Source organism: Methylobacterium sp. WL119 (genome assembly GCF_008039875.1).
Lineage (GTDB): Bacteria > Pseudomonadota > Alphaproteobacteria > Rhizobiales > Beijerinckiaceae > Methylobacterium.
In genome coordinates, this window is sequence record NZ_VRUU01000052.1 from 16,073 (window position 1) to 36,058 (window position 19,986).

The 19,986-nt window shown below is 66.8% G+C and carries 16 protein-coding genes and 2 tRNA genes; 8 read left to right on the forward strand and 10 right to left on the reverse strand.

Features of this window, described 5'->3' with window-relative positions; genetic code table 11:
• The first annotated feature begins 3 nt into the window (after window positions 1–3).
• Window positions 4–3,351: a phage tail length tape measure family protein gene (locus tag FV227_RS17900; protein ID WP_147859589.1), complete on the forward strand. Its 3,348-nt coding sequence runs from the start codon at window positions 4–6 to the stop codon at window positions 3,349–3,351.
• A gap of 892 nt (window positions 3,352–4,243) precedes the next feature.
• On the opposite strand, the gene FV227_RS17905 is transcribed toward FV227_RS17900, so the two are convergent.
• From FV227_RS17905 to FV227_RS17920, 4 genes are all read right to left on the reverse strand, one after another.
• Window positions 4,244–5,023 (reverse strand): DUF4145 domain-containing protein, encoded by a 780-nt coding sequence (locus tag FV227_RS17905; RefSeq protein ID WP_147859590.1) that lies wholly within the window; start codon window positions 5,021–5,023, stop codon window positions 4,244–4,246.
• Between the two features lie 703 nt (window positions 5,024–5,726).
• Entirely contained in the window at window positions 5,727–6,329 is a 603-nt protein-coding gene (locus FV227_RS17910) for a hypothetical protein (protein ID WP_147859591.1), read from the reverse strand.
• A gap of 234 nt (window positions 6,330–6,563) precedes the next feature.
• Window positions 6,564–6,640, reverse strand: a tRNA-Arg gene (locus FV227_RS17915).
• 148 nt (window positions 6,641–6,788) lie between these two features.
• Window positions 6,789–7,214, reverse strand: coding sequence for a flagellar assembly protein FliX (locus FV227_RS17920; protein WP_147859592.1), 426 nt, complete (start codon window positions 7,212–7,214; stop codon window positions 6,789–6,791).
• 238 nt (window positions 7,215–7,452) lie between these two features.
• Here FV227_RS17920 and FV227_RS17925 point away from each other — a divergent pair, with 238 nt between their 5' ends.
• The 3 genes from FV227_RS17925 to FV227_RS17935 are packed head-to-tail and all read left to right on the forward strand — an operon-like array spanning window position 7,453 to window position 9,462.
• Window positions 7,453–8,583: a flagellar basal body P-ring protein FlgI gene (locus tag FV227_RS17925; RefSeq protein WP_147725074.1), complete on the forward strand. Its 1,131-nt coding sequence runs from the start codon at window positions 7,453–7,455 to the stop codon at window positions 8,581–8,583.
• A 35-nt stretch (window positions 8,584–8,618) separates the two neighbouring features.
• Window positions 8,619–8,999 carry a rod-binding protein gene (locus FV227_RS17930; protein ID WP_147725072.1) on the forward strand — a complete coding sequence of 127 codons (381 nt, stop codon included), beginning with the start codon at window positions 8,619–8,621 and terminating at the stop codon, window positions 8,997–8,999.
• Window positions 8,989–9,462: a hypothetical protein gene (locus FV227_RS17935; protein ID WP_147725071.1), complete on the forward strand. Its 474-nt coding sequence runs from the start codon at window positions 8,989–8,991 to the stop codon at window positions 9,460–9,462. The genes FV227_RS17930 and FV227_RS17935 overlap by 11 nt, the downstream gene beginning before the upstream one ends.
• Before the next feature lie 5 nt (window positions 9,463–9,467).
• Here FV227_RS17935 and FV227_RS17940 read toward each other — a convergent pair whose 3' ends face one another.
• From FV227_RS17940 to FV227_RS17955, 4 genes are all read right to left on the reverse strand, one after another.
• Complete coding sequence (locus tag FV227_RS17940; protein ID WP_147859593.1) at window positions 9,468–9,773, reverse strand: porin; 306 nt, start codon at window positions 9,771–9,773, stop codon at window positions 9,468–9,470.
• Between the two features lie 222 nt (window positions 9,774–9,995).
• Window positions 9,996–11,813, reverse strand: coding sequence for a hypothetical protein (locus FV227_RS17945; RefSeq protein ID WP_147859594.1), 1,818 nt, complete (start codon window positions 11,811–11,813; stop codon window positions 9,996–9,998).
• 10 nt (window positions 11,814–11,823) lie between these two features.
• Window positions 11,824–13,671 (reverse strand): flagellar hook-associated protein FlgK, encoded by a 1,848-nt coding sequence (flgK, locus tag FV227_RS17950; protein ID WP_147859595.1) that lies wholly within the window; start codon window positions 13,669–13,671, stop codon window positions 11,824–11,826.
• 45 nt (window positions 13,672–13,716) lie between these two features.
• Window positions 13,717–15,150, reverse strand: coding sequence for a flagellar hook-basal body complex protein (locus FV227_RS17955; protein ID WP_147859596.1), 1,434 nt, complete (start codon window positions 15,148–15,150; stop codon window positions 13,717–13,719).
• Between the two features lie 240 nt (window positions 15,151–15,390).
• Between FV227_RS17955 and FV227_RS17960 the strand changes: the two genes are divergently transcribed.
• Together FV227_RS17960 and FV227_RS17965 are read left to right on the forward strand one after the other, a co-directional pair.
• Window positions 15,391–15,858 (forward strand): BLUF domain-containing protein, encoded by a 468-nt coding sequence (locus FV227_RS17960; protein WP_147725060.1) that lies wholly within the window; start codon window positions 15,391–15,393, stop codon window positions 15,856–15,858.
• A gap of 121 nt (window positions 15,859–15,979) precedes the next feature.
• The gene (locus FV227_RS17965; RefSeq protein ID WP_147725058.1) at window positions 15,980–16,432 is read left to right on the forward strand and encodes a response regulator; all 453 of its coding nucleotides are present in this window, start codon (window positions 15,980–15,982) and stop codon (window positions 16,430–16,432) included.
• A gap of 31 nt (window positions 16,433–16,463) precedes the next feature.
• Here the strand turns inward: FV227_RS17965 and FV227_RS17970 are convergent, their stop codons facing one another.
• Together FV227_RS17970 and FV227_RS17975 are read right to left on the reverse strand one after the other, a co-directional pair.
• Window positions 16,464–18,086, reverse strand: a complete 1,623-nt coding sequence (locus FV227_RS17970; protein ID WP_147725055.1) for a peptide chain release factor 3 — start codon at window positions 18,084–18,086, stop codon at window positions 16,464–16,466.
• 151 nt (window positions 18,087–18,237) lie between these two features.
• Window positions 18,238–18,978, reverse strand: coding sequence for an SDR family oxidoreductase (locus FV227_RS17975; RefSeq protein WP_147859597.1), 741 nt, complete (start codon window positions 18,976–18,978; stop codon window positions 18,238–18,240).
• A gap of 75 nt (window positions 18,979–19,053) precedes the next feature.
• Here FV227_RS17975 and FV227_RS17980 point away from each other — a divergent pair.
• Window positions 19,054–19,128, forward strand: a tRNA-Gln gene (locus FV227_RS17980).
• Between the two features lie 99 nt (window positions 19,129–19,227).
• Window positions 19,228–19,986: DUF6538 domain-containing protein (locus FV227_RS17985; protein ID WP_147859598.1), on the forward strand; the 759-nt coding region annotated here is incomplete at its 3' end.

The following is a 19,986-nucleotide window of genomic DNA, read 5'->3' on the forward strand; positions in this document are numbered from 1 at the left end:
GTCATGGCCTCGATCGACACCATCCGCCGGATCCGGGTCCAGCAGGTTTCCGAGGGCGCCGATACCGTCCGCCGTGACCTGCAGGGCTTGGTCGACGCACAGGGCAAGGTGGCCGCCGCCACCGAGGCAACCTCTGTCGTCACAGAAACCGCTTCGCGCCGGCAGCTATCGGCCGCCACCGCCTACCAGCGCGTTCTGCAGCAGGTCGACGCGAACGCGCGATCGGCGAACGCCTACGAGCGCGCCTTGAGCACCTTGAACCGTGCCGCAGGGCAAGGCGTCGTTGCGGGCGAGGAACAGGCCCGAGTGCTGGGCCTGATCGAAAGCCGGTACGGGGCCGTTGCGCGGGCGGCACAGGAGGCTGCAACGGCGCAACGGCGGGCTTGGAGCGACGTCGGTGCCGCCGGATCGAAGGTGCTCGAAAACATTGAGGCGTCACGGAAGCTCGGCTCGCTCGGCACCGGGGCGCTGACGGCGGCCAATTCGAACGGCCGCCTTCGCGCCGACCAGGTGCAAAACCTAGCCTTTCAGGGGTCCGACATCCTCTCGTCGCTCGGGAGCGGCAGCAACCTGTCGACGGTGGCCTTTCAGCAGGGCCCGCAAATCGCTCAGGTGTTCGGCGGGCCCGGGGGCGCGAGCGTCAAAGGCGCTTTCGCTCAGGCCAGCGAGGCGGCGACCGGACTGGCGGCCCGGTTGGGCGTCGTCGGCGGCGCCGTCGCAGGGTTGGCGACCATCACGCTCGCCGGCGTGGCGGCCTTCTCGTCGTACAGGAGCGCGCAGGCCGAGTTGGAGAAATCCCTCACCGGCATCGGCCGCGCATCGGGCACCACCGCGGGCCAGATTAACGCATTGGCACCCGCCGCCGCGGTCGCTGGCAACGTCTCGGTTCGATCAGCCCGCGAGATGGCGGGCCAGTTCGCAGCCACGGGCCAGATCGGATCGGAGATGTATGCCGGGCTGATCGGGACGGCGAAGGATTACGCGGCGACCACGGGCCAGGAATTGCCCGACGCGACCAAGGCGCTCGCCGCTGCCTTCGCGGATCCCGCCAAGGGTGCGGACACGCTCAATGCGCAGCTTGGGTTCCTGAACGACACGACCCGGGAGAACGTCCAGCGGTTGCAGGCGCAGGGCGACCGTCTCGGCGCGCAAAAGGTGCTGTTGGACGCCTACCGGACCGGTCTGACCAGCGCGACCGAATTGACCTCCGGGTGGGGCCGGGCAACGGCGGCCGTCGGCACCATCATCTCGAACACATGGGACGCCGCGGGCGAGGCGATCGATCGGGTTGTCACCGGCGGCGACCTAGAGACCCGCCTCGCCACCGCGCAAAAGGTCTTGGAGAATTCCAGGAACCGGGCCGCAGGAGTGTTCGGGACCATCCTCCCGAGTCTCGCCGGCAGCGACGTGACGGCAGCGCGCGACGAGGTGGCCCGGCTGCAGGCCCAGGTCGACAAGCGGGACGCGGCAAGCCGGCAGGCACAGCAGGCGCAGGTTTCCCTTCGGATTGGCGACATCGTGCGCGGGCTCGATCCGGCCGCGGAGGCGATCAAGAAAATCTCCGACCAGGCGAGCGACATCGGCAAAAACCTGAGCCGCCTGCCGTTCGATGAGCAGGGCGCGGCCAGGAGCGCAATGGAAGGCCTCGTCGCGCAGTCGCGGATCCTGAAGGAAAACATGGCGGCCGGTGGGGAGCAGTACGCCGCGAGCCTACGGCAGGCGCAATTTGGGCAGCGAACCGTTGGGTTCACGCCGCAGGGTCTGAGCGCCGCGCAGATCGAGAACGACATCGCGGAGCGCGGGCGCCAAGCGCAAGCCAGCGGCCCGCGGGACCAGCAGCTTGCGGCGCTTCAGACCCTGGAGCTCGAGCGCACCACGCGGCTCAAGACCCTCGATCAGCAATCGACCCTCGACCTCAACGCCGTCGGCGGTGCCTTCTCTCGGATGGCCCAGAGCCTGCAACAGCAGATCATCGCGGCAGCCAACGCCTCCGGCCGGATCCCGGCGGGCATCATCGCCGGCATCGGCGGCCACGAGTCCGGGAGCAACCCGAACGTCGGCTATTCCAAGATCCTCGGCGAGAACGGCCGGCCGTCATCAGCCTATGGCCTCGGCCAGATCACCAAGGGGACGGCGGAAGAGGCGGTGCGCGGCGGCTACCTCCCCCAGGGCTACGATCGCACCGACCCGGCGACGATGGCGCAGGGCATCGCCGGCGTGCTGTCCATGAAGATGGACCAGAACGGCGGGAGTCTGGACCGGGCGATCATGGCCTACCGCGGCTCGAGCGATCCGCGGGTGAACCAGTCCTATTTGGCCGACGTGAAGCGTCGTGCCGGCGAGATGGGCGACGCTTCCGTGGGTGCGCAGGCGAAGGACCAGGACGCCTACACGCGGGCCCTACGGGACCAGCAGCAGGCCCTTCAGAACGCCACGCAGAATTACGGGAAAAACGGCCTCGCCCTTGATGCGAATTCGGAGGCGGCCCGGCGCTATAACGCGCTCCTGGATGCCGGCGTGCCGGCGAGCGACGCGCTCTCGGCCTCGATCCACGGCCTTGCCACACAGACCGCCACCGCCGCTCGGCAGCTCAAAATCACGCAGTTCGCCAGCGACACGGGATTCGAGCGGGACCAGCTCGGCCGCGATCGATACGACCAGGGCGCCTATGCGAAGGCCCGGGCGACCGTCGGCGATACCGACTCCACGCAGGCCCGATTCGTGATCGACCAATCCCGTCAGACGGCGGTGCTCACGGATGCTAGGGCGAGCTTCTCGGATGCCTTCGGCGGGTTCGCTCAGGATCTCCGGCGTGGGACGAGCGCGGCGCAGGCGGCGAGTAACGCCCTCGGCAAGCTGTCGGACAAGCTGATTTCCACCTTCACGGACAGCATCACGTCGAGCCTGTTCGGATCGGCGGCCAAGGGCGGGGGTGGGTTCCTGTCGGGCCTATTCGGAGGCAGCAAGGACTCGGGCTTGCCGAACCTCAGCTTCTCCCCCTTCGCTATGGGCGGCGTCATGACGAGCCGCGGCCCGGTCCCGTTGAACGCTTATGCGAATGGCGGGGTCGCGAACTCGCCGCAGATGGCGATCTTCGGAGAGGGCCGGATGAACGAGGCCTATGTGCCCCTCCCGGACGGGAAGCGGATCCCGGTCGCGATGGCGGGCCCCGCGAACTCGAACTCGCAGAGCAACACTGACGCCAGGAATTACAACATCGACCTGCGAGGCTCGACCCTCACAAGGGAAGAGGTGTCGGCGGCCCTGACCAAAGCGATTGCCGCGAACAACGCGGAGCAGGATCGGACGCACGAGGAGCGAGCGGAATACCGGCGGCGGGCCGGCCTCTAAGGGCCGGAAATCCGGATAGGACCGATCGCCCATTTCAAATAACCGCACGGCGCCGGGGAGCGGGAATTACAGGCCTCTGCAGCGGCTGGACTCCGAATTACCGGCGATTCCGAATTTCACCTTCCGAGCATTTGCCGGAGGCCCCGAATCCGATCGCGCATCAGATTCTATGGAACACAATGGGGCGGCCCCTTCGCGCGCACGCGAGGCTCGCGTAGGGGCCGCCTTTTCAAAAGCGCATTTTCAAGTAGGATCTGGTTAGAGCCGCAGCCGGGACGCTATGGCTCTGTTGATGTTAGACAGGCATCAAATAGAAGCCGAGGGAGATTTCGATTGAAGTCTCCTTCGGCGTTCGCTTGAATTTCACCTTGATTAACGGAAGCAAATTCATCGTACAGTCCTTTTTACAAAACCGTCGCTCTACCACTTCGGTACACTCCGTGGACGGCAACCGACTATAAGCACGGCGCGCGCTTTTGGTTAAGGCGTAATTGCGGCTTTCACAGTCTAGACCCTTGGATCACATTCCGACCGCAATTCGAATTTGCGGGGTCGGGCTCTCGGAATCCCTGCAAAGAGCTTGAATTCCCCGACATCGAGACAGGAATAGGGACAGACAAGCGCCGCGCGACGCGAATTCCTGCTATGCGTCGGCCGCCCGACTCCCCTTTTCGAAAAGCCTCTTTGTCTGTCGTGCTCTTCGTGGTGTTCGGCTTTTTGAACTCACGGTGGCGGATCCAGGCCTACCACTCGCGGTCTACCACCGTGACCAGGTTGGGAGGCTCTTGGCGCCCGGCCGCTGGCGCTCGACCACCTTGACCAATCCGAGGCGCTTAGCCTGCGTGATGGCGTTCTGAAATCTTGAAACGCTGTTTCCAGCCCGGCCAGCGCTTTAAGGTTTTGGCTTATCGCGCTTCTCGATAGCTTCCCGGGCGCCCGGCGGCAGGCCTTCAAACAATTTTCCAATTTGTCGAGGTTGCGTAATCATTGCCTCTGTAATGATATTCAAAAGACTAAACAATTTTAGTGCTACATCCCTGTTGTCGTCGATGACGATTTGCCCTGGATGCACCGCATTGTTGCCAATGACCCGGACGACATCTAAAGCCTGCTGAATTTGAATGGGCATGCCAAGGGCAACAAGTGCGCCAATATCTTTGTCTATGAATTTTCCAGGTTGACCGAGAAAAATAAGTATCTGCTGTAGAGCGAGTCGCAACAATGCAGCAGCCCCTCTCGGTGAAGCCTTAAATATCAAACTAGCTTCGATAAATGATTCCCTGGCGTCCGCGGGCATATCCTCATTTGGCGTGGTATCTAGACCAAAAAACGGAAATACTAGTTTGTCTTTTACCCAAATTGAAAACTGTTCGCAGCTAAAGCACTGAGTAAAATAAAACATTTCCAAGTGGACATCAGAACTAAAATTATCGTTTCTGTGCCCGAAAGGCCTGCCCGCTAGGTACTTTTTGGCCCAATTTACAGTGTTTTCATATTCATGATTTAATTTGTTCTCGTCAATAAATTTTATAAGGGCTTGATCGTCCGGAAGCGAGGGTGGATCACTGGTATATAGTGCATAGGCATCGAACCATTTCTGATGAGCCAGTGCATTGCAATGGGGGCAATTGAAGGATTTGGCCCCCATGATTGGAGAGACAGGTTCGGCCACTATTGACGTTCCTTAGGCTGTTCCTGGGACCGTGAAGCGCCAGCGCCGGTTCATCATGTTCTCGCGTCGCGATGCGCTCGGCGCCGCTAAACGGCGAGCAACGGCGGTCGCACCCCGACGAATCAATTATCGCCCATCTGGCGCCGGATTTTTCCATCGCGCGAGAGAAACTTCAAACGAGCAATTCATAATTGTCGCGGTCTATCCATGGCGCACGGACTGCATACGTAAGAGGGGCTATAAAATGGAGGTCCGCGGCGCGTTCACCGCACTCCTGACTTCGCCCTCAGCATAGCCTGCAGGATCGCTAGCGCGGTCCCTCCGGCGTGGCGCACGGTATCGTCAAAGGTCCTGGCTCGATACCGACGTGAACGAGCGCCAAAAGCAGCGCGTTGCCAGTTCCCTGGTTGGATTATATCACGAAGCGCCAGTCTGGCTGCGCGGAAGCAGTGAGGTTTGGTTTGGGGCCTTGATTATTAACTAGCTATATTACCTCCCGCTAATCTCGGGTTTAGGAAGCGGCGACGTCGGCGGTTTAGTATCGGGTGGCGCCGGTGGCGGTACTGGTTTAGGTGGAATGCCTTAACCCAAATATTTAGGCAGATTCATGCTGATCTCCTAGCACCTACGGGTTGATTATCTTTCTCGCGAAAATCAGACGGCTTAAAGCGATACATATGTCTAAAAAAAGCCTGGGCCGGGGTTATGTCATATAAGCCACTGGGGCGGCCAAAGGCATTTGACTATCATTGTAAGCTAGAGCATTGACTGCATAATAGACTTCAGCTTCGTTTTTATATAGCTTTATCATATCTATTTCTAATTGTTCGACATTAGCTGATTTTATTTGAGCCGCGGCCAGGATATCAAGAAATGATTTCCGTAAATCAAGGTGATTTTTTGCCTTGCCGCTAAAGTCAAACACCAGCCTACCAGCTGAGATAATGGCAGCAAGTGATCCGCCGATTATTGCAAGCACGGGTGAACTGGCAACGCCACCGGCGAAAGCTGCGCTCCCTAAGATAATCCCGGTGAAATTCGACCACCGTCCAAGTGCGCTATAAAATCCCTCTCGGTCCTCGTGATAGCGAGCGTTTCGGAATGCTCGCATTGCCAGGGCGAGTTGCGGCGTCATCGGCGGATAGACGGGGGTTTCGGATCTGGCGGCATCCGCTTGCCCGGGACATTCCCGTACTCCTCGTTCAACGGCTTGCGAGGCGGCGGCTTTGGCGGTGAGTCCCGTGTCGGGGCCGGCTTCTTCGGCGGCGGTGGTGGCGGCGGGTGGCCCTTGTCCGATAGCTGCCATCCTGTCGGCTCCATGTTTGCTCCCTGGCAGATGTAGGTTCTACCTCCCCAGAACGCATCCACCTGCGCGCTGTTGAGACATCCTTCGTGTTCCATCCGTGTTGCACGGACCAGCCTACGCCCCGCCGTAAACCGTTGTAAACGTTAGGCTCGTGTTGCAGGCCAATGCAACACGGATCGGGCCTGATACGGTCATAAAAAACCCGCCAAGCCATTGACTTGACGGGTTATTTTGTGGCGACCCCGCCTGGGCTCGAACCAGGGACCTGCCGCTTAGAAGGCGGCTGCTCTATCCAGCTGAGCTACGGAGTCAGGGGTGCCGACGACGGTATGAGCCATGGGTCCATCCTGCGGTCAACCCTGGGCGTCACCGGTTCTCAGGTCGCGCCGGAGCGAACGCGCCGTGCTGCGCCGCGGTCGGGTCGCGTCTTGCGCTCGACGCGAGCCCCGATGGTTTGCGTCAGACGCCGCGCGCGGCTTCGACCTTGGCCAGCTCGACGGCGGCGCGCAGCTCGATGTCGGCGATCAGGCCGTCGAGGCGGGGATCGCCGCAGGTCTCGGCGCGCTCGGAGAGGCGCCCGGCGATGACCAGCAGTTCGTGGGTGGCGATGCGGCCGGACAGGAGGGAGGCCTTCAGCCGGTCGAGCCCGTCGAGCAGGTCGTGACCGCGCCGCGCCGAACGGCGGCGGCGCTCGTGCGGGGTGTCCGGCTCGCCCTGCAGCATCAGCATCGCATCGAGGCCGGCGAGCGTGGTCGTCGCGCCCGTGCCGGCGGTGCGCTGGGCACCCGGCCCGGAGCCGACCTGGAAGCTCGGGCCGGACTCGGCCCTGCGCGTGCCTCCGACGGAGGTCGTCCCGAGAAGTCCCGGACGATTCTCGACACGCATCGCTTCGATCGCTCCCGACGGGCCGGAGGGGCCCGTGCCGAGTGTCGGTTCGACACGGTTAACGAGCGGTAAAAGCCCCGGCAGAAGCTGCCGGGTCGGCAGGGAACGCGCGGCTCACGATCGGTCCCGAAGGCGCCGCGTCCGAAGAGAGGCCAGCGTTTTCAGCGGGTTGCGCTTTTCGGCCGCCTGGCACGGCGCTGGCAGGAGAGTGCGGGTCCGCAACCCCGAAAAGCCCGGCATGCCCCAGCGCCACGCCCAGATTCGCGATCTCCTGCGCCTCGTCCTGGCGGCCGCCCTGCTCGTGCTCGGCGGCACGGCGGCGATGGCGCTGTCGCGGGTGAAGGACCTCGCGCAGATCGAGGGGGTCCGCGCCAACCAGCTCGTTGGCTACGGCATCGTCGTCGGCCTCAACGGCACCGGCGACACCCTGAACAACATCCCCTTCACCAAGCAGTCGCTGCAGGCGATGCTGGAGCGCCTCGGCGTCAACACCCGCGGCGCGACGATGCGCACGCAGAACCTCGCCGCGGTGATGGTGACGGCGAGCCTGCCGCCCTTCGCGGCGCAGGGCACCCGCATCGACGTCACCGTCTCGTCGCTCGGCGACGCGAAGTCGCTCCAGGGCGGCACCCTGCTGGTGACGCCGCTGCTCGGCGCCGACGGCGAGGTCTACGCGCTGGCGCAGGGCTCCGTCGCCATCGCCGGCTTCTCGGCGGAGGGCGATGCCGCCAAGATCACCCGCGGCGTGCCCACCAACGGGCGCATCGCCAACGGCGCCAACATCGAGCGCGAGATCGCGTTCAAGCTCACCGACGCCCGCTCGCTGCGGCTGTCGCTGCGCAACCCCGACTTCACCACCTCGAAGCGGATCGCCGCCGCGATCAACGACTTCATGGGCTCCGACACCGCCGAGCCGACCGACCCGGCCACGGTCACGATCCAGATCCCGGCCAAGTACAACGGCAACATGATCCGCCTGATCACCGAGATCGAGCAGCTCAAGGTCGAGCCGGACCAGACCGCCCGGGTGGTGGTCGACGAGCGCTCAGGCATCATCGTGATGGGCCGCGACGTGCGCGTCTCCACGGTGGCGATCGCTCAGGGCAACCTCACCGTCACGATCACCGAGCAGCCGCAGGTGAGCCAGCCGGCCCCGCTCTCGAACGGGCGCACCACGGTGGTGCCGCGCACCGGCGTGAAGGTCGACACCGGCGACGGCAACAAGCTCGCCCTGGTCAAGGAGGGCGTGACCCTGCGCGACCTCGTCGACGGCCTCAACGCCCTCGGCGTCGGCCCGCGCGACCTGATCTCGATCCTGCAGGCGATCAAGGCCGCGGGCGCGCTGCAGGCCGACATCGAGCTGATGTGATGCCCCCCTCCCCCAAGCTCCGGAGACACTAGACGATGCTACCGCTCGCAACCTTCGCGGTCTCCGCCGCCATCGGCGTCGGCAAGGCCATCACCGGCGCCGTGGCCGACACGACCTCGAAGACCGCCCAGGCCTCGACGGAGGCCGCCACGAAGAAGGCGCGCAAGACCGCGAACGACTTCGAGTCGATGTTCCTGGAATCGTCCCTCGACCGGCTGACCCAGTCGGAGGGGACCGACGGGCCCCTCGGCGAGAACGGCACCGGCGGCGGCGTCTACCGCTCGATGCTGACCAAGGAATATGCCGGCCAGATCATGAAGAGCGGCGGCGTCGGCATCGCCAACCAGGTGTTTTCCGAGATGATGAAGATGCAGGGCGGCGCCGGTGCCGGCGCGGGGGCGGCCCATGCCGCTTAATCCCGCCTTCCGCGTCTCCGACCGTGCCGGCGCCGACGCCCTCGTCGCCGAGGTGATGTCCACCATGCAGGCGCTGGAATCCGTGCTCGCCGCCGAGACCGGCCATGTCCGCGTCGGCCGCCTGCGCGAGGGTCTGGCCGAGGCGGAGGCCAAGGCGGCCCTGGCCGGCGCCTACCTTCAGGGGCTCGAGGTGGCCAAGGCCAACGCGGTCGCGCTGGCGCGCTTCGCGCCGGCGGGCGTCGAATTGCTGAAGGGCGCCCATCGTCGCTTCGCGCAGGCCGTCGAGGCCAACCAGGCGGTGCTCGGCACGGCGCGGACGGTCTCCGAGGGGCTGATCAAGTCGCTCGCCGCCGACCTCGGCCGCGCCAACACCCCGAGCGTCTACGGCCAGCCGTCGCGGGCGCCCTCCCCCTACGGCCGCGGCAACGCCAGCGGGCCGCTTTCGTTCTCACGCACCCTGTAGATCTCTCACGGCCGTCCGTTGCCGATCCGGACGAAGGTGCGGACCGGCCCGAGATCGGATTCGGTGCGAGTGTCGATCGCGAAGCGCCCCGCCGCCATCGGGGCGACGGCGACCTCGCGGCCGGCGCTCAGGTCGGCGCCGGCGCGGACGCGGCCCGACAGGCGCATGCAGGTCGCGCTGCCCGGTGCGCGCACGAAACCGGTGCCGTATCCCGGGCACGGCTGAGACGTCGCCTTGGGCGGCGCCTTCTCCCATTCGCGGGCCTCGCACGGCGACAGCCCGATCGCAGCGATCAGGATGACGCCGGCCATGCGATGCGATTGCCCGACGACGCCTTGCCCCGCCGCCGGCCTTCCCTGTTCACGCATCGCGGCCCCTGGGCGGTTCGATCGGCCCGCACGTCCCCCTGCCCGGCGCGTCGGGCCATGCGGGGGCGTGCGCGATCCGATGGCGGGCGGGCGGGTGCCCGCGCCATGCCGAAGCAGGATAGCCCGCCGGATCGAGGACGATCAATCCGTTCCGCTGCGCCGGCGTCAGCTCATGTAGTTCACCAGCGACAGCTTCGAGAGCGACGAGGTGATCTGGTAGCTCGCCTGGAGCCGGTTCTGCATCTCGAGCAGCTTGGAGGCGACCTCCTCGATCGGCGCGCTCTCGACGCCGTCGACGGTGTTCTGCAGCGTCAGCCGCGTCGCTGCGTTCTGGGATTTCGCCGAGGTCAGGGTGCTGGCGGCCAAGCCGAAATCGACGGCGATCGATTCGAGGCTCGGATCGTCCGAGGCCTTGCCCAGGAGGGTGGAGGTCCGGCTCGTCAGGGCCGCGTACCGGCCGGTGGCGGTGCTGCCGCTCGGATCGGCCATGCCGTCGACGGCGAGCGCGGCGAACCCTGCGAGCGCCTTCTGGATCGGCACCTCGTCGGCGCGCGCGCCGACCGGGACGTCGAGATTGGCGCCGGCACGGACCGAGGCGGTGGCGCGCGGATCGGTGCTCGCGGCGTCGCCCTGGTACCAGATCACGGTGTCGGTCGAGGCGGCGTCCTTGTAGGTCGGCGTCGCGCCGGACGTATCGATGCGCTTGGGCGTCTGGCCGGAGGCGGTCGAGGCCGAGAAGAAGTCCTCCGCGGCGCGGGTGGTCGAGCTGGCCGAGAGCGGGCCGGCGGCGGCAGCCCCCAAAGCGGTGGTCAGCGCCGCCTTCATGTTGGCCGCGGTGGTTGCCGCGTCCGCGCCGATGGCGAAGGTGCCGGTCGTGGCCGTGGTGCCGCTCGCCGCCGCGGTGAGCGTCACGCTGGTCTTGGTACCGTCGTGCAGCGCCAGCTCGATCGTGATGCTGTCGCCGACCTTGGGCTGGCCCGACAGGCCGATGTCGTAGGCCGCATAGGCGCCGCCGCCGAAGGTCGCATTCAGGGCCGGCGTGTTGCCGCTCTGAACGCTGGCGACGGTGCCGCCCTGCGTTGCGGCGAAAGCGTTCAGCCCGGCGGCGGCGGCCGCAGGCGATCCGAACAGGCCGAACGCGGTGGTCGAACCCGCCGGGACGGATGCGGACGCCGTGAGGTTGAAGGACTTCTGGCTACCGTCGGCGAGATTGACCGTGACGCGGAAGCTCTCTCCGGCGACCGGCGCATGATCGAGCCCGGTCACCGTCGCGGGCGTGGCGGTGTTCGTCGCGGCGGCCGTGATCGCGCCGGTGGCGGCCGCCGAAACGAGGCGGAACCCGAAATTCGCGCGCGTCTCGCCGGTGGTGTCGGCTTGGTCCTCCGACAGCTGGAACGTGTTGCCGGCGCTGGTCGCGCCGAGCTGGAGCCGGCCGAGGCCGTCGGCTCCCAGGTCGGCCGCCTTCTGTTGCGCGACCAGGGTCGCGAGGCCGTCCTGCTTCGGCGTCGTCGTGCTGTCGCCGTTGAGGATGATGTCGGTCGACTTCACCGGCGCGGTGTCGGTGGTCCGGCCGCCGAACAGGTACTGCCCGGCCGAGCTCTGGCTCAGGGCGTCGATGGCGCCGTCGAGGTCGGCCCGGCCGAGCTGGGCGGTGACGGTGGTGCCGACGCCCTGCGGGTTCGTGGCGATGCCGCGGCGCAGGTCGCTCGTCAACGTCGTGATCTGCTGCAGGCTGGTGGAGGCCAGCTGGACCCGCGTCTGCGCGGCGTCGATCCCGGCATCGTAGCCGTCGAGCGCGCTCAGCGTGGCGCGCGCCGTGAGACTGCTGCTCCGCCCCGCGCCGAGGCCGCCATAGGTCTCCGCCGTGCGCCCGGTGGAGAGCTGCGTCGTCAGGGCGTCGAGCTGGCTCTTCATCGCGAGGAGCTGCGAGGTCGACCGCGTCGTCAGGTAGCTGCCGGCGGCGAAGGGGCTGATCGTCGTCATGGGCTGTCCCTCAGATCCGCAGGAGGGTGTCGAGCATGTCGCGGGCGGCGGTGAGTACCCGAGCGTTCGCGGAATAGGCGGTCTGCAGGGCGATGAGGTTCGACATCTCCTCGTCCACGCTGATGCCGGCCGACTTCGCGAACCGGCCCTGAGCGGTCGAGAGCGCGACGCTCTGGCCCGAATCGAGGCTGGACGCGTTGGCGGCCGCCGCTCCCTGCGCGGCGATGATGTCCTGCGCGAAGCTGGTCACGCTGGTCGCGTAGGGCGCGGCGACCCCGCCGATCCCGCTCGACGACGAGAAGGTCTGCTGCGCGGTGGTCAGCGCGTCGTAGGCGAACTGCGCCCGCGTGGCGCTCGACCCGGTGTTCGCCGGTCCCGGCGCCGTCAGCGCCGCGGTGTTGGCGCCGAGGGCCGGGTTGACGGTGATGCGCTGCGCGAAGCCGGTGAGCTGCGAGCCGGCATCGAACGACCCGGTGAACAGGCCCTTGCCCGATCCGTCGACGAACAGCGCGATCTGCGGGTAGGCGGTGGAGAAGTCGGTCGCGCTCGTCGGCGCGGTCTTCGTCGCCGTGGCGGCCACCACGCTGAGGCCGCCGCTGCCCGACACCGTGACGGTCGCGCCGCTGGCGGTCGCGGACAGCGCCGAGCCATAGCCGCCGCCGAGCTTGCCCAGCGCAAGCTGGACGCCGGTGAGGCCTTTTGTGATGTCGAAGGTCTGCGCTAGCGCTGTCCCGTCGTCGGTCAGGCTCGGGTCGACCGACGTCGAGTCGCCCTTCGACGCGATCAGGATGACGTTGCGCATCGACCCGTTCGCGGCCTTCACCGTGAGGGTCAGCGTGTTGCCGGGCTGCATCCCAGTGAGGTCGATCGCCGTGCCCGCCCCGCTGGCGGTGCTGGTCGTGCTGGTGTCGGTGAGCGCGCTCGCCATCCCGGAGGCGAGGTCGTCGAGCTGGCGCTGCACCTGCGGCAGCGTCGTGTCGCGCAGCTCGAGGTTGGCGGCGATCGATCCGGAGCGCAGCACGCCCGGCTCGCCGAGGTCGATCTTGCCGCCGCCGGGCGTCGTCGCCGTAATGGTGCCGACGCTGCGCTTCGATGGATCGGTCGAATAGGCCGCGTTGGGCCCGAGGGTGGTGCGGCCGTCGAAGCTGAGCGTCGCCGCCGTGCCGCCGGCGACGAGGTTCACGCCGGAGCTGGTCGAGATCGAGACGGTGCCGTCGCGCTGGTCGGCGGTCTGGATGTCGAGGTAGCCGGACAGCTCGGTGATCTTCTGGTCGCGCTGGTCCTGCAGGTCGGCCAGGGTGGAATCGTCCGTGGTCGATTGGATCTTCACGTTGAGGGCGGCGATGCCGCTCAGCAGCGTGCTGGCGCTGGCGGTCTGGGTGCCGAGGCTCGCCTCGATGCCGCTGCGCAGGGCCTGGACGCTCGTCGCGATGCCGTTGATGCTGCCGGCGAGGCCCGAGGCGGCGTTGAGCACCGTCGTGCGGGCGGCGGCCGAGGTCGGGTTCGCGGCCAAGGTCTGAAGCGAGCCGGTGAAGGTGTTGACCAAACCGTCGAGCGCGGTCGCGCTGCCCGGCGTGCCGAACAGCGTGTCGACCTGCCCCGCGATGTCGGCCCTGGTGCTGGTATAGGCGGAGCCGGCGGTCTCGAGGCGGAGCTGCTTCAGGGCGGCGGCGTCGAAGCTGCGCGTGATCGTCCCGGTCGACACGCCGGAATTGCCGACGCCGGACGAGATTGTGGTGATCGTCCGCTTGACGTAGCCGGCGGTGCTCGCGTTGGCGACGTTCTGCGAGACCAGACCGATGGCGGTCTGCGTCGCCTTGAGGCCGGCGGTGGCCGTCTGGAGGGCGTTCAGAGCCATGGCGCCGGAGGTCCTCTCTCACTGCCGCGTGCGGATGACATGACCTCAGCGGATGATGTTGAGCAGGTCCGACATCATCGTCTGCGCGGTCGACATCACCTTCGTGTTGGCCGAGTACGCCTGTTGGGTAACGATCATCTTTGAAAATTCGCTTGCAATGTCCGTGTTCGACGATTCGACGCTGGCGCCCACGATCGTGGACCCGTCGAGGCCCGCCAGCGGCACGCCTGAATCGAGCGTCTGCGCGTAGGTTCCGTTCGACAGCGGCTTGAGCCCGTCCGGATTGATGAAGCGCGCGATGCCGACCGAGGCGAGCTTCACCGAGGAGCCGTTCGAGAAGGCGCCCATGATGCTGCCGTCGGTCCCGACCGAGACGGAGTTCAGGGTTCCGGCTGCGTACCCGTCCTGCGTCAGGGCGTTCGTGGTCACCGCGCCGGACGCGGCGGCGTACTGGGTCAGCGTGGTCTTGTCGAAGGCGATGTTGATGCTGCCGAGATTGGTCCCGTTCACCGTCATGTCGGTGATCGTCGCGTCGCCGCCGGAGGGCTGGATCAGCTGTCCGCTGCTGTCGAAGGTAAAGCCGCTGCCCGCGTTGGTCCAGGCGCTCTTGGTTTGGTCGGCCGAGCTGTCGGCGGCGTAGAACAGGTTCCAGATCGCCGGCTGGGCCGCGGTCGCCGGCGTCGTGGTCGCATCCGCGAGTTTGGCGTCTTGGATCTTCGCCCAGCGGGTGGTGACCTGAACCGGTGCGCCGGTCGTGGTGTAGGCGGTCAGCGACGGGCCGGCGATGCTGCTGTTGACGAACGCGGGAGCGTTTCCGGCGCTGACCTGCTTGTTCGCCGTGGCGGTGCCGTCGGTCGCGGTGACGAGCGCGCTGGTGTCCGGGAGCCCGTTGGCGTCCTCCGGCGTGTAGAGCGCGGATCCGCCGGCCTTGGACGCGTTGGTCGTGGCCGGCGTCGCCGGCAGGTTCGCGCCGTAGGTGATCGTGGTGGTCGGCTTCGCCGCCAGTGTCTGGTTGGCGATCTTGATCGGGCCGGAACTCGAGACCTGGCCCGTCACCGCATCGTAGTTCTGGCCCTGCAGGTAGCTCCCGGCGCCGTTGACGAGGAAGCCGTCCTTGTCCGGGGCGAAGTCGCCGCGCCGGGTATAGACCGGCGTGCCGGAGAAGGCGGCCTGCCCGTTGGCGTCCCCGGTCTTGGCCTGGACGGTGAAGAACCCGTCGCCGTTGACCGCCATGTTGGTCGCGACGGTCGACGAGGCGATGTTGCCCTGGAGGCTGTTGGTCAGCTGCGACTGGGCCAGCACCGTGCCGGCGACCTCATGCTTCGGCGTCTGCTCGGCGAGCAGGTCGACGAAGCTCGTTTCGATGCGCTTGTACCCGGTGGTCTGCGAGTTCGCGATGTTCCCGGAGATGTTGTCGATGGCGTAGGACTGGGCCTTCAGGCCCGAGACCGCCGTCTGCAACGCGGTGAAGATGTCCATGGCGCGCCGTCTTTCCCGGGTCGGCGACGCGCATGTGGCGGTCGCCTGATCGGGAATCGGCGCGCAACCGCCGTGCCAGGCCCAAGCCCTTGATATCGTTGAGGCGCTGTCGCCGAACCCGGCAGAAACCCGCCGTTCCGGTCCGGCGACCCGGCAGCTTCTGCCGGCAACGGCAGCGTTTACCGGCCCTTATCGTTGGCGCGGTAGAACCCGACGTCGTCCGCGGGACTCGGGACCCACATGCGTGCCAAGCGAACGAGCCTCGTCCACCTGATCTACTTCTCGCGCCTGACCCTGTCGTCGGACGTGCAGGTCCGCACCGGCCAGGTCGGCGAGATCACCCGGCACGCGCAGAAGAAGAACGAGTTCTCGGTGATCACCAGCTTCCTGCTGGTGGAGCAGAACTTCGCCGCGCAGGTGATCGAGGGCGAGCGCACCTCGGTGCACGAGACCTTCAACCGCATCTTCGCCGACGACCGCCACCGCGACGTGCAGATCTGCGAATGGCGCGAGATCACCAAGCGCGAGTTCGTCAATTCCTGCCGCAGCAGCATCCGCTCGTCGACGACCGACCCGCACTTCGCCAAGGCGAACCTGCTGCCGATGTTCCAGCGCGGCACGCCCAAGGCGAGCTCGATCCACGCGCTGGCGCTCGCGCTTCAGGCCGAGGAGATGTCCAAGCAGGGCATCGACCACCTCTTCATCTAAGGCGGGTCATTTCATTCCGGTGCAATCTCCGGGATGGAAGAGAGCAGTTTTTTCATCCCTTTCACCCAATCTCGCGATCGGACCTTGAACCCACGGCCCGCTCCATGCCGCAGACGATGTCATGACCGAGACGCCACCGATCCTCATCATTGACGACCAGGAAAAGCTCCTCCGCCTCATCGTGATGCTGATGAATCGCATCGGCTTCCCGGATGTCGAGGGCGTGACCGACGGCGTCGTGGCGCTGGAGCGGCTGCGCGAGCGGAAATACGCCCTCGTCATCTCCGACCTCGACATGGAGCCGATGGACGGCATCAGCCTGCTGCGCGAGATCCGCGCCGACGACGCGCTGATGAACACACCCTTCATCCTGACCGAGACGTCGTTCAACTTCGAGGACATCAACGTCGCCCACCAGGCCGGGGCCGACGCCTTCATCCTCAAGCCGTTCGACATGGCGGTGCTGAAGACCAAGCTGAAGCAGGTCCTCAACCGCAAGCCGCGCAAGCGCGAGGCGCCGATGGCCTCGGAATCGACGCTCAGCGTCGATTTCCCGATGCTGGGCAAGTACTGATCCCGCGCCGGCGGCCGATCCGCGCCGGCGCTCAGGCCTGGCGCTTCTGGTAGTCCTTGATGTCGGTGAAGCGCACCGCCGGGTAGCGCTCCTCCTCGTAGCGCAGCGAGAAGGCGGTGGTCGCCATGAACACCGGGGCGCCGTCGAGGTCCTTCGCCATGGCCGAGCCGTGCGAATCGATGAACTTGTCGAGCTCGGCCTCCGAATCCGACGCGACCCAGCGGCAGACCGAGAAGCGCGTCGCGTCGTAGTCGATCGGCAGGCCGTACTCGCCCTGGAGCCGCTCCTTCAGCACGTCGAGCTGCAGCGCGCCGACCACGCCGACGATCGCGCCCGAGCCGTCCTGCGGCACGAAGACCTGGACGACGCCCTCCTCGCCCATCTGCTGCAACGCCTCGCGCAGCTTCTTCGCCTTCATCGCGTCGGTGAGCTTGATCCGGCGCAGCAATTCGGGGGCGAAGCTCGGCACGCCGCGGAAGACGATGTCCTCGCCCTCGGTCAGCGTGTCGCCGATGCGCAACGTGCCGTGGTTCGGGATGCCGACCACATCGCCGGCGAAGGCCTCGTCGGCGATGGCGCGGTCCTGCGCGAAGAAGAATTGCGGGGCCGAGAGCGACATCGGCTTGCCGGTGCGCACGAGCTTCGCCTTCATCCCGCGCCGGAGTTGGCCGGAGCAGACCCGCATGAAGGCGATGCGGTCGCGGTGGTTCGGATCCATGTTCGCCTGGATCTTGAAGACGAAGCCGGTCATCTTCGGCTCGGTCGGGGCGACGGTACGCTTGTCGCAATCCTGCCCGCGCGGCGGCGGCGCGAAGCGGGCGAGCCCGTCGATGAGGTCGCGCACGCCGAAATTGCGCAGGGCCGAGCCGAAGAAGACGGGCGAGAGATGGCCCTCGCGGAACGCCTCGAGATCGAAGGCCTTCAGCCCGCCCTCGGCGAGCTCGACCTCCTCGCGCCAGGCATCGGCCTCGCCGTTCTCGGTGAGCAGCCGGTCGAACAGCGGATCGGCGAAGCCGGCGACCGCTTCCGTCCCGGCGTCGTCGGCCGCGTCGAAGCGACGGACCCGGTTGCCGCCGAGCTCGTAGGTGCCGGCGAAGTTGCGGCCGCGGCCGATCGGCCAGGTGATCGGCGCGACGTCGAGCGCCAGCGTCTTCTCGATCTCGTCGAGCAGCTCGAAGGGCTCGCGCGCCTCGCGGTCGAGCTTGTTCACGAAGGTGACGATCGGGATGTCCCGCAGCCGGCACACCTCGAACAGTTTTCGCGTCCGCGCCTCGATGCCTTTTGCGGCGTCGATGACCATCACCGCGGAATCGACCGCCGTGAGGGTGCGATAGGTGTCCTCGGAAAAATCCTCGTGGCCCGGCGTGTCGAGCAAGTTGAAGACGCAGTCGCCGTACTCGAAGGTCATCACCGAGGTGACGACCGAGATGCCGCGCTCCTTCTCGATGCCCATCCAGTCCGAGCGGGTCGAGACGCGGTTGCGCTTGGCCTTGACCTCGCCCGCGAGCTGGATCGCGCCGCCGAACAGCAGCAGCTTCTCCGTCAGCGTGGTCTTGCCGGCATCCGGGTGCGAGATGATCGCGAAGGTGCGCCGCCGCGCCACCGGATCGGCGGGCGGCCTCGCCTCGGTCTTGGTCTGCGGCTGCATCAGCATCGTCAAAACGGCTCTCGGACCCGCATCCGGGGTCGGTGTCGTGGAGTTTCGGGCGGGCCTGCACACCCTTCGAACGGGGCGACCGACCTTTGCGCCCTCCTCTAGGCGCCCGGCCGCCGCTTGGCAAAGACGGGCGGGCGAAGCGACCGGCTCAGCCGCGGCCGATGAACGGCATCGCTGTGGCGGTCAGCGTCATGAACTGGACGTTGGCCGAAAGCGGCAACCCGGCCATGTAGAGAACGGCCTCGGCGACGTGCCGCGCATCCATCACCGGCTCCTGCCGGATCGACCCGTCGGCCTGCCGGACGCCGGCGGCGAACCCGTCGGTCATCTCGGTGGCGGCGTTGCCGATGTCGATCTGGCCGCAGGCGATGTCGTAGGGCCGCCCGTCGAGCGAGGTCGCGCGCGTCAGCCCGGTGACCGCGTGCTTGGTGGCCGCGTAGGGCGCCGAGTGCGGCCGCGGCACGTGGGCCGAGACGGAGCCGTTGTTGATGATCCGGCCGCCGCGGGGATCCTGCCGCTTCATCATCCGGAACGCGCCCTGCGTGCACAGGAACGCGCCGGTGAGGTTGGTGTCGACGCTGGCGCGCCAATCCTCGAGCGAAACCGCGTCGATGGCGGCGGCCGGCGTGAAGATGCCGGCATTGTTGAACAAGAGGTCGAGCCGGCCATGCGCCGCCGCCACGCGGGAAAACAGCCGATCCACCGAGGCCGGATCGGTGACGTCGGCCTCGACGACGAGCGCGGCGCCGATCTCGCCCGCCACCGCGTCCAGAGCCGCGCGCCGCCGCCCGGCCAGCACGACGGCATAGCCGGCCCGCCCGAGCGCCAACGCCACGACCCGCCCGAGGCCGGACGCCGCCCCCGTCACCAAAGCCACCCTGCCGCCCATCGCGCGCCTCTCCACCGCCCCCGTCAAACCAGTTGCCTGTCCGCGCATCCGCGTCTAGACAGCGCCGTCCTCTGGTGGGGCGTCGCCAAGTGGTAAGGCAGCGGTTTTTGGTACCGCCATTCCCAGGTTCGAATCCTGGCGCCCCAGCCATTCTTCACGCAAGTCGTTGATAATGCTCTGTATTCGCCCTGCGGATTCGGAGTTTGCGCACATCCCTGTTGCACATGACTGTAGCACAGAGTGTGTCCTATGCCGGCCATTGCCCATGCCTACCGCCGCGGCGCGACCTATACCTGGCGCCGCCGAATCCCGCGGTCCCTGTGCCGATTTTGTAAGGGCGACGCGCTTATCGTGAGCCTCGGCACGTGCGATCCGCGCCGCGCCCGCTTCCTCGCCGGCCAGCTTACGGCGTATTCCGACGAACTTTTTCACCGCGCCATGGCAGACGCCGACCCCGAGATCGTCATGACCCGCCGCCAGCTCGACGGAGTTTTTCGCGAGAGCCTGCTCGTCCACCTCGACAAGCTCGACCCGGTCGCGGCGGCCGAGCGCGCCGACCCGGATTTCGACCCCGATGACAGCCGGCGCTGCGATCGCCGCATGGGCTGGGTGTTTCGCCTGCTTGCGGGCCGGGGCGCGGCTGCGAAGGTGGATGCGGGGACGGCCGCCAAGATGGCCGAGCAAGGCTTGAGTCCGGAAGACATCGCCGAGGTCGTGGCCACGCTCGCCGCGATGATTACGCAGGGCGCGCATCGCATGCCTCGGCAACGTCTCGAAACCCTTTTGACCCATCAAAACGCACCGCCGACATCGGTGAACCTGGCGCTGGCTCAAACGGAAACGCTGCGAGCCATGGCGGCGGCCGCCTTCGCGACGGAGCGTCGGTACGACGGCGACCGCGTTGAGGACAGCGCCAAGCTCGACGCCATCATGCTCCGCGAGGTTGACGCCCGCGCCGCCGCGATCGTTGAGCCGGCTCGCTCAGCGCCCTCCCCTCCACTGCCCCAG

Coding starts and splice junctions, on each gene's coding strand:
- FV227_RS17900 (WP_147859589.1), top strand. CDS start 4: ATGGCCTCGATCGACACCATCCGCCGGATCCGGGTCCAGCAGGTTTCC.
- FV227_RS17910 (WP_147859591.1), bottom strand. CDS start 6,329: ATGGCAGCTATCGGACAAGGGCCACCCGCCGCCACCACCGCCGCCGAA.
- FV227_RS17920 (WP_147859592.1), bottom strand. CDS start 7,214: ATGCGTGTCGAGAATCGTCCGGGACTTCTCGGGACGACCTCCGTCGGA.
- FV227_RS17925 (WP_147725074.1), top strand. CDS start 7,453: ATGCCCCAGCGCCACGCCCAGATTCGCGATCTCCTGCGCCTCGTCCTG.
- FV227_RS17930 (WP_147725072.1), top strand. CDS start 8,619: ATGCTACCGCTCGCAACCTTCGCGGTCTCCGCCGCCATCGGCGTCGGC.
- FV227_RS17935 (WP_147725071.1), top strand. CDS start 8,989: ATGCCGCTTAATCCCGCCTTCCGCGTCTCCGACCGTGCCGGCGCCGAC.
- FV227_RS17940 (WP_147859593.1), bottom strand. CDS start 9,773: ATGGCCGGCGTCATCCTGATCGCTGCGATCGGGCTGTCGCCGTGCGAG.
- FV227_RS17945 (WP_147859594.1), bottom strand. CDS start 11,813: ATGACGACGATCAGCCCCTTCGCCGCCGGCAGCTACCTGACGACGCGG.
- flgK (WP_147859595.1), bottom strand. CDS start 13,671: ATGGCTCTGAACGCCCTCCAGACGGCCACCGCCGGCCTCAAGGCGACG.
- FV227_RS17955 (WP_147859596.1), bottom strand. CDS start 15,150: ATGGACATCTTCACCGCGTTGCAGACGGCGGTCTCGGGCCTGAAGGCC.
- FV227_RS17960 (WP_147725060.1), top strand. CDS start 15,391: ATGCGTGCCAAGCGAACGAGCCTCGTCCACCTGATCTACTTCTCGCGC.
- FV227_RS17965 (WP_147725058.1), top strand. CDS start 15,980: ATGACCGAGACGCCACCGATCCTCATCATTGACGACCAGGAAAAGCTC.
- FV227_RS17970 (WP_147725055.1), bottom strand. CDS start 18,086: ATGCTGATGCAGCCGCAGACCAAGACCGAGGCGAGGCCGCCCGCCGAT.
- FV227_RS17975 (WP_147859597.1), bottom strand. CDS start 18,978: ATGGGCGGCAGGGTGGCTTTGGTGACGGGGGCGGCGTCCGGCCTCGGG.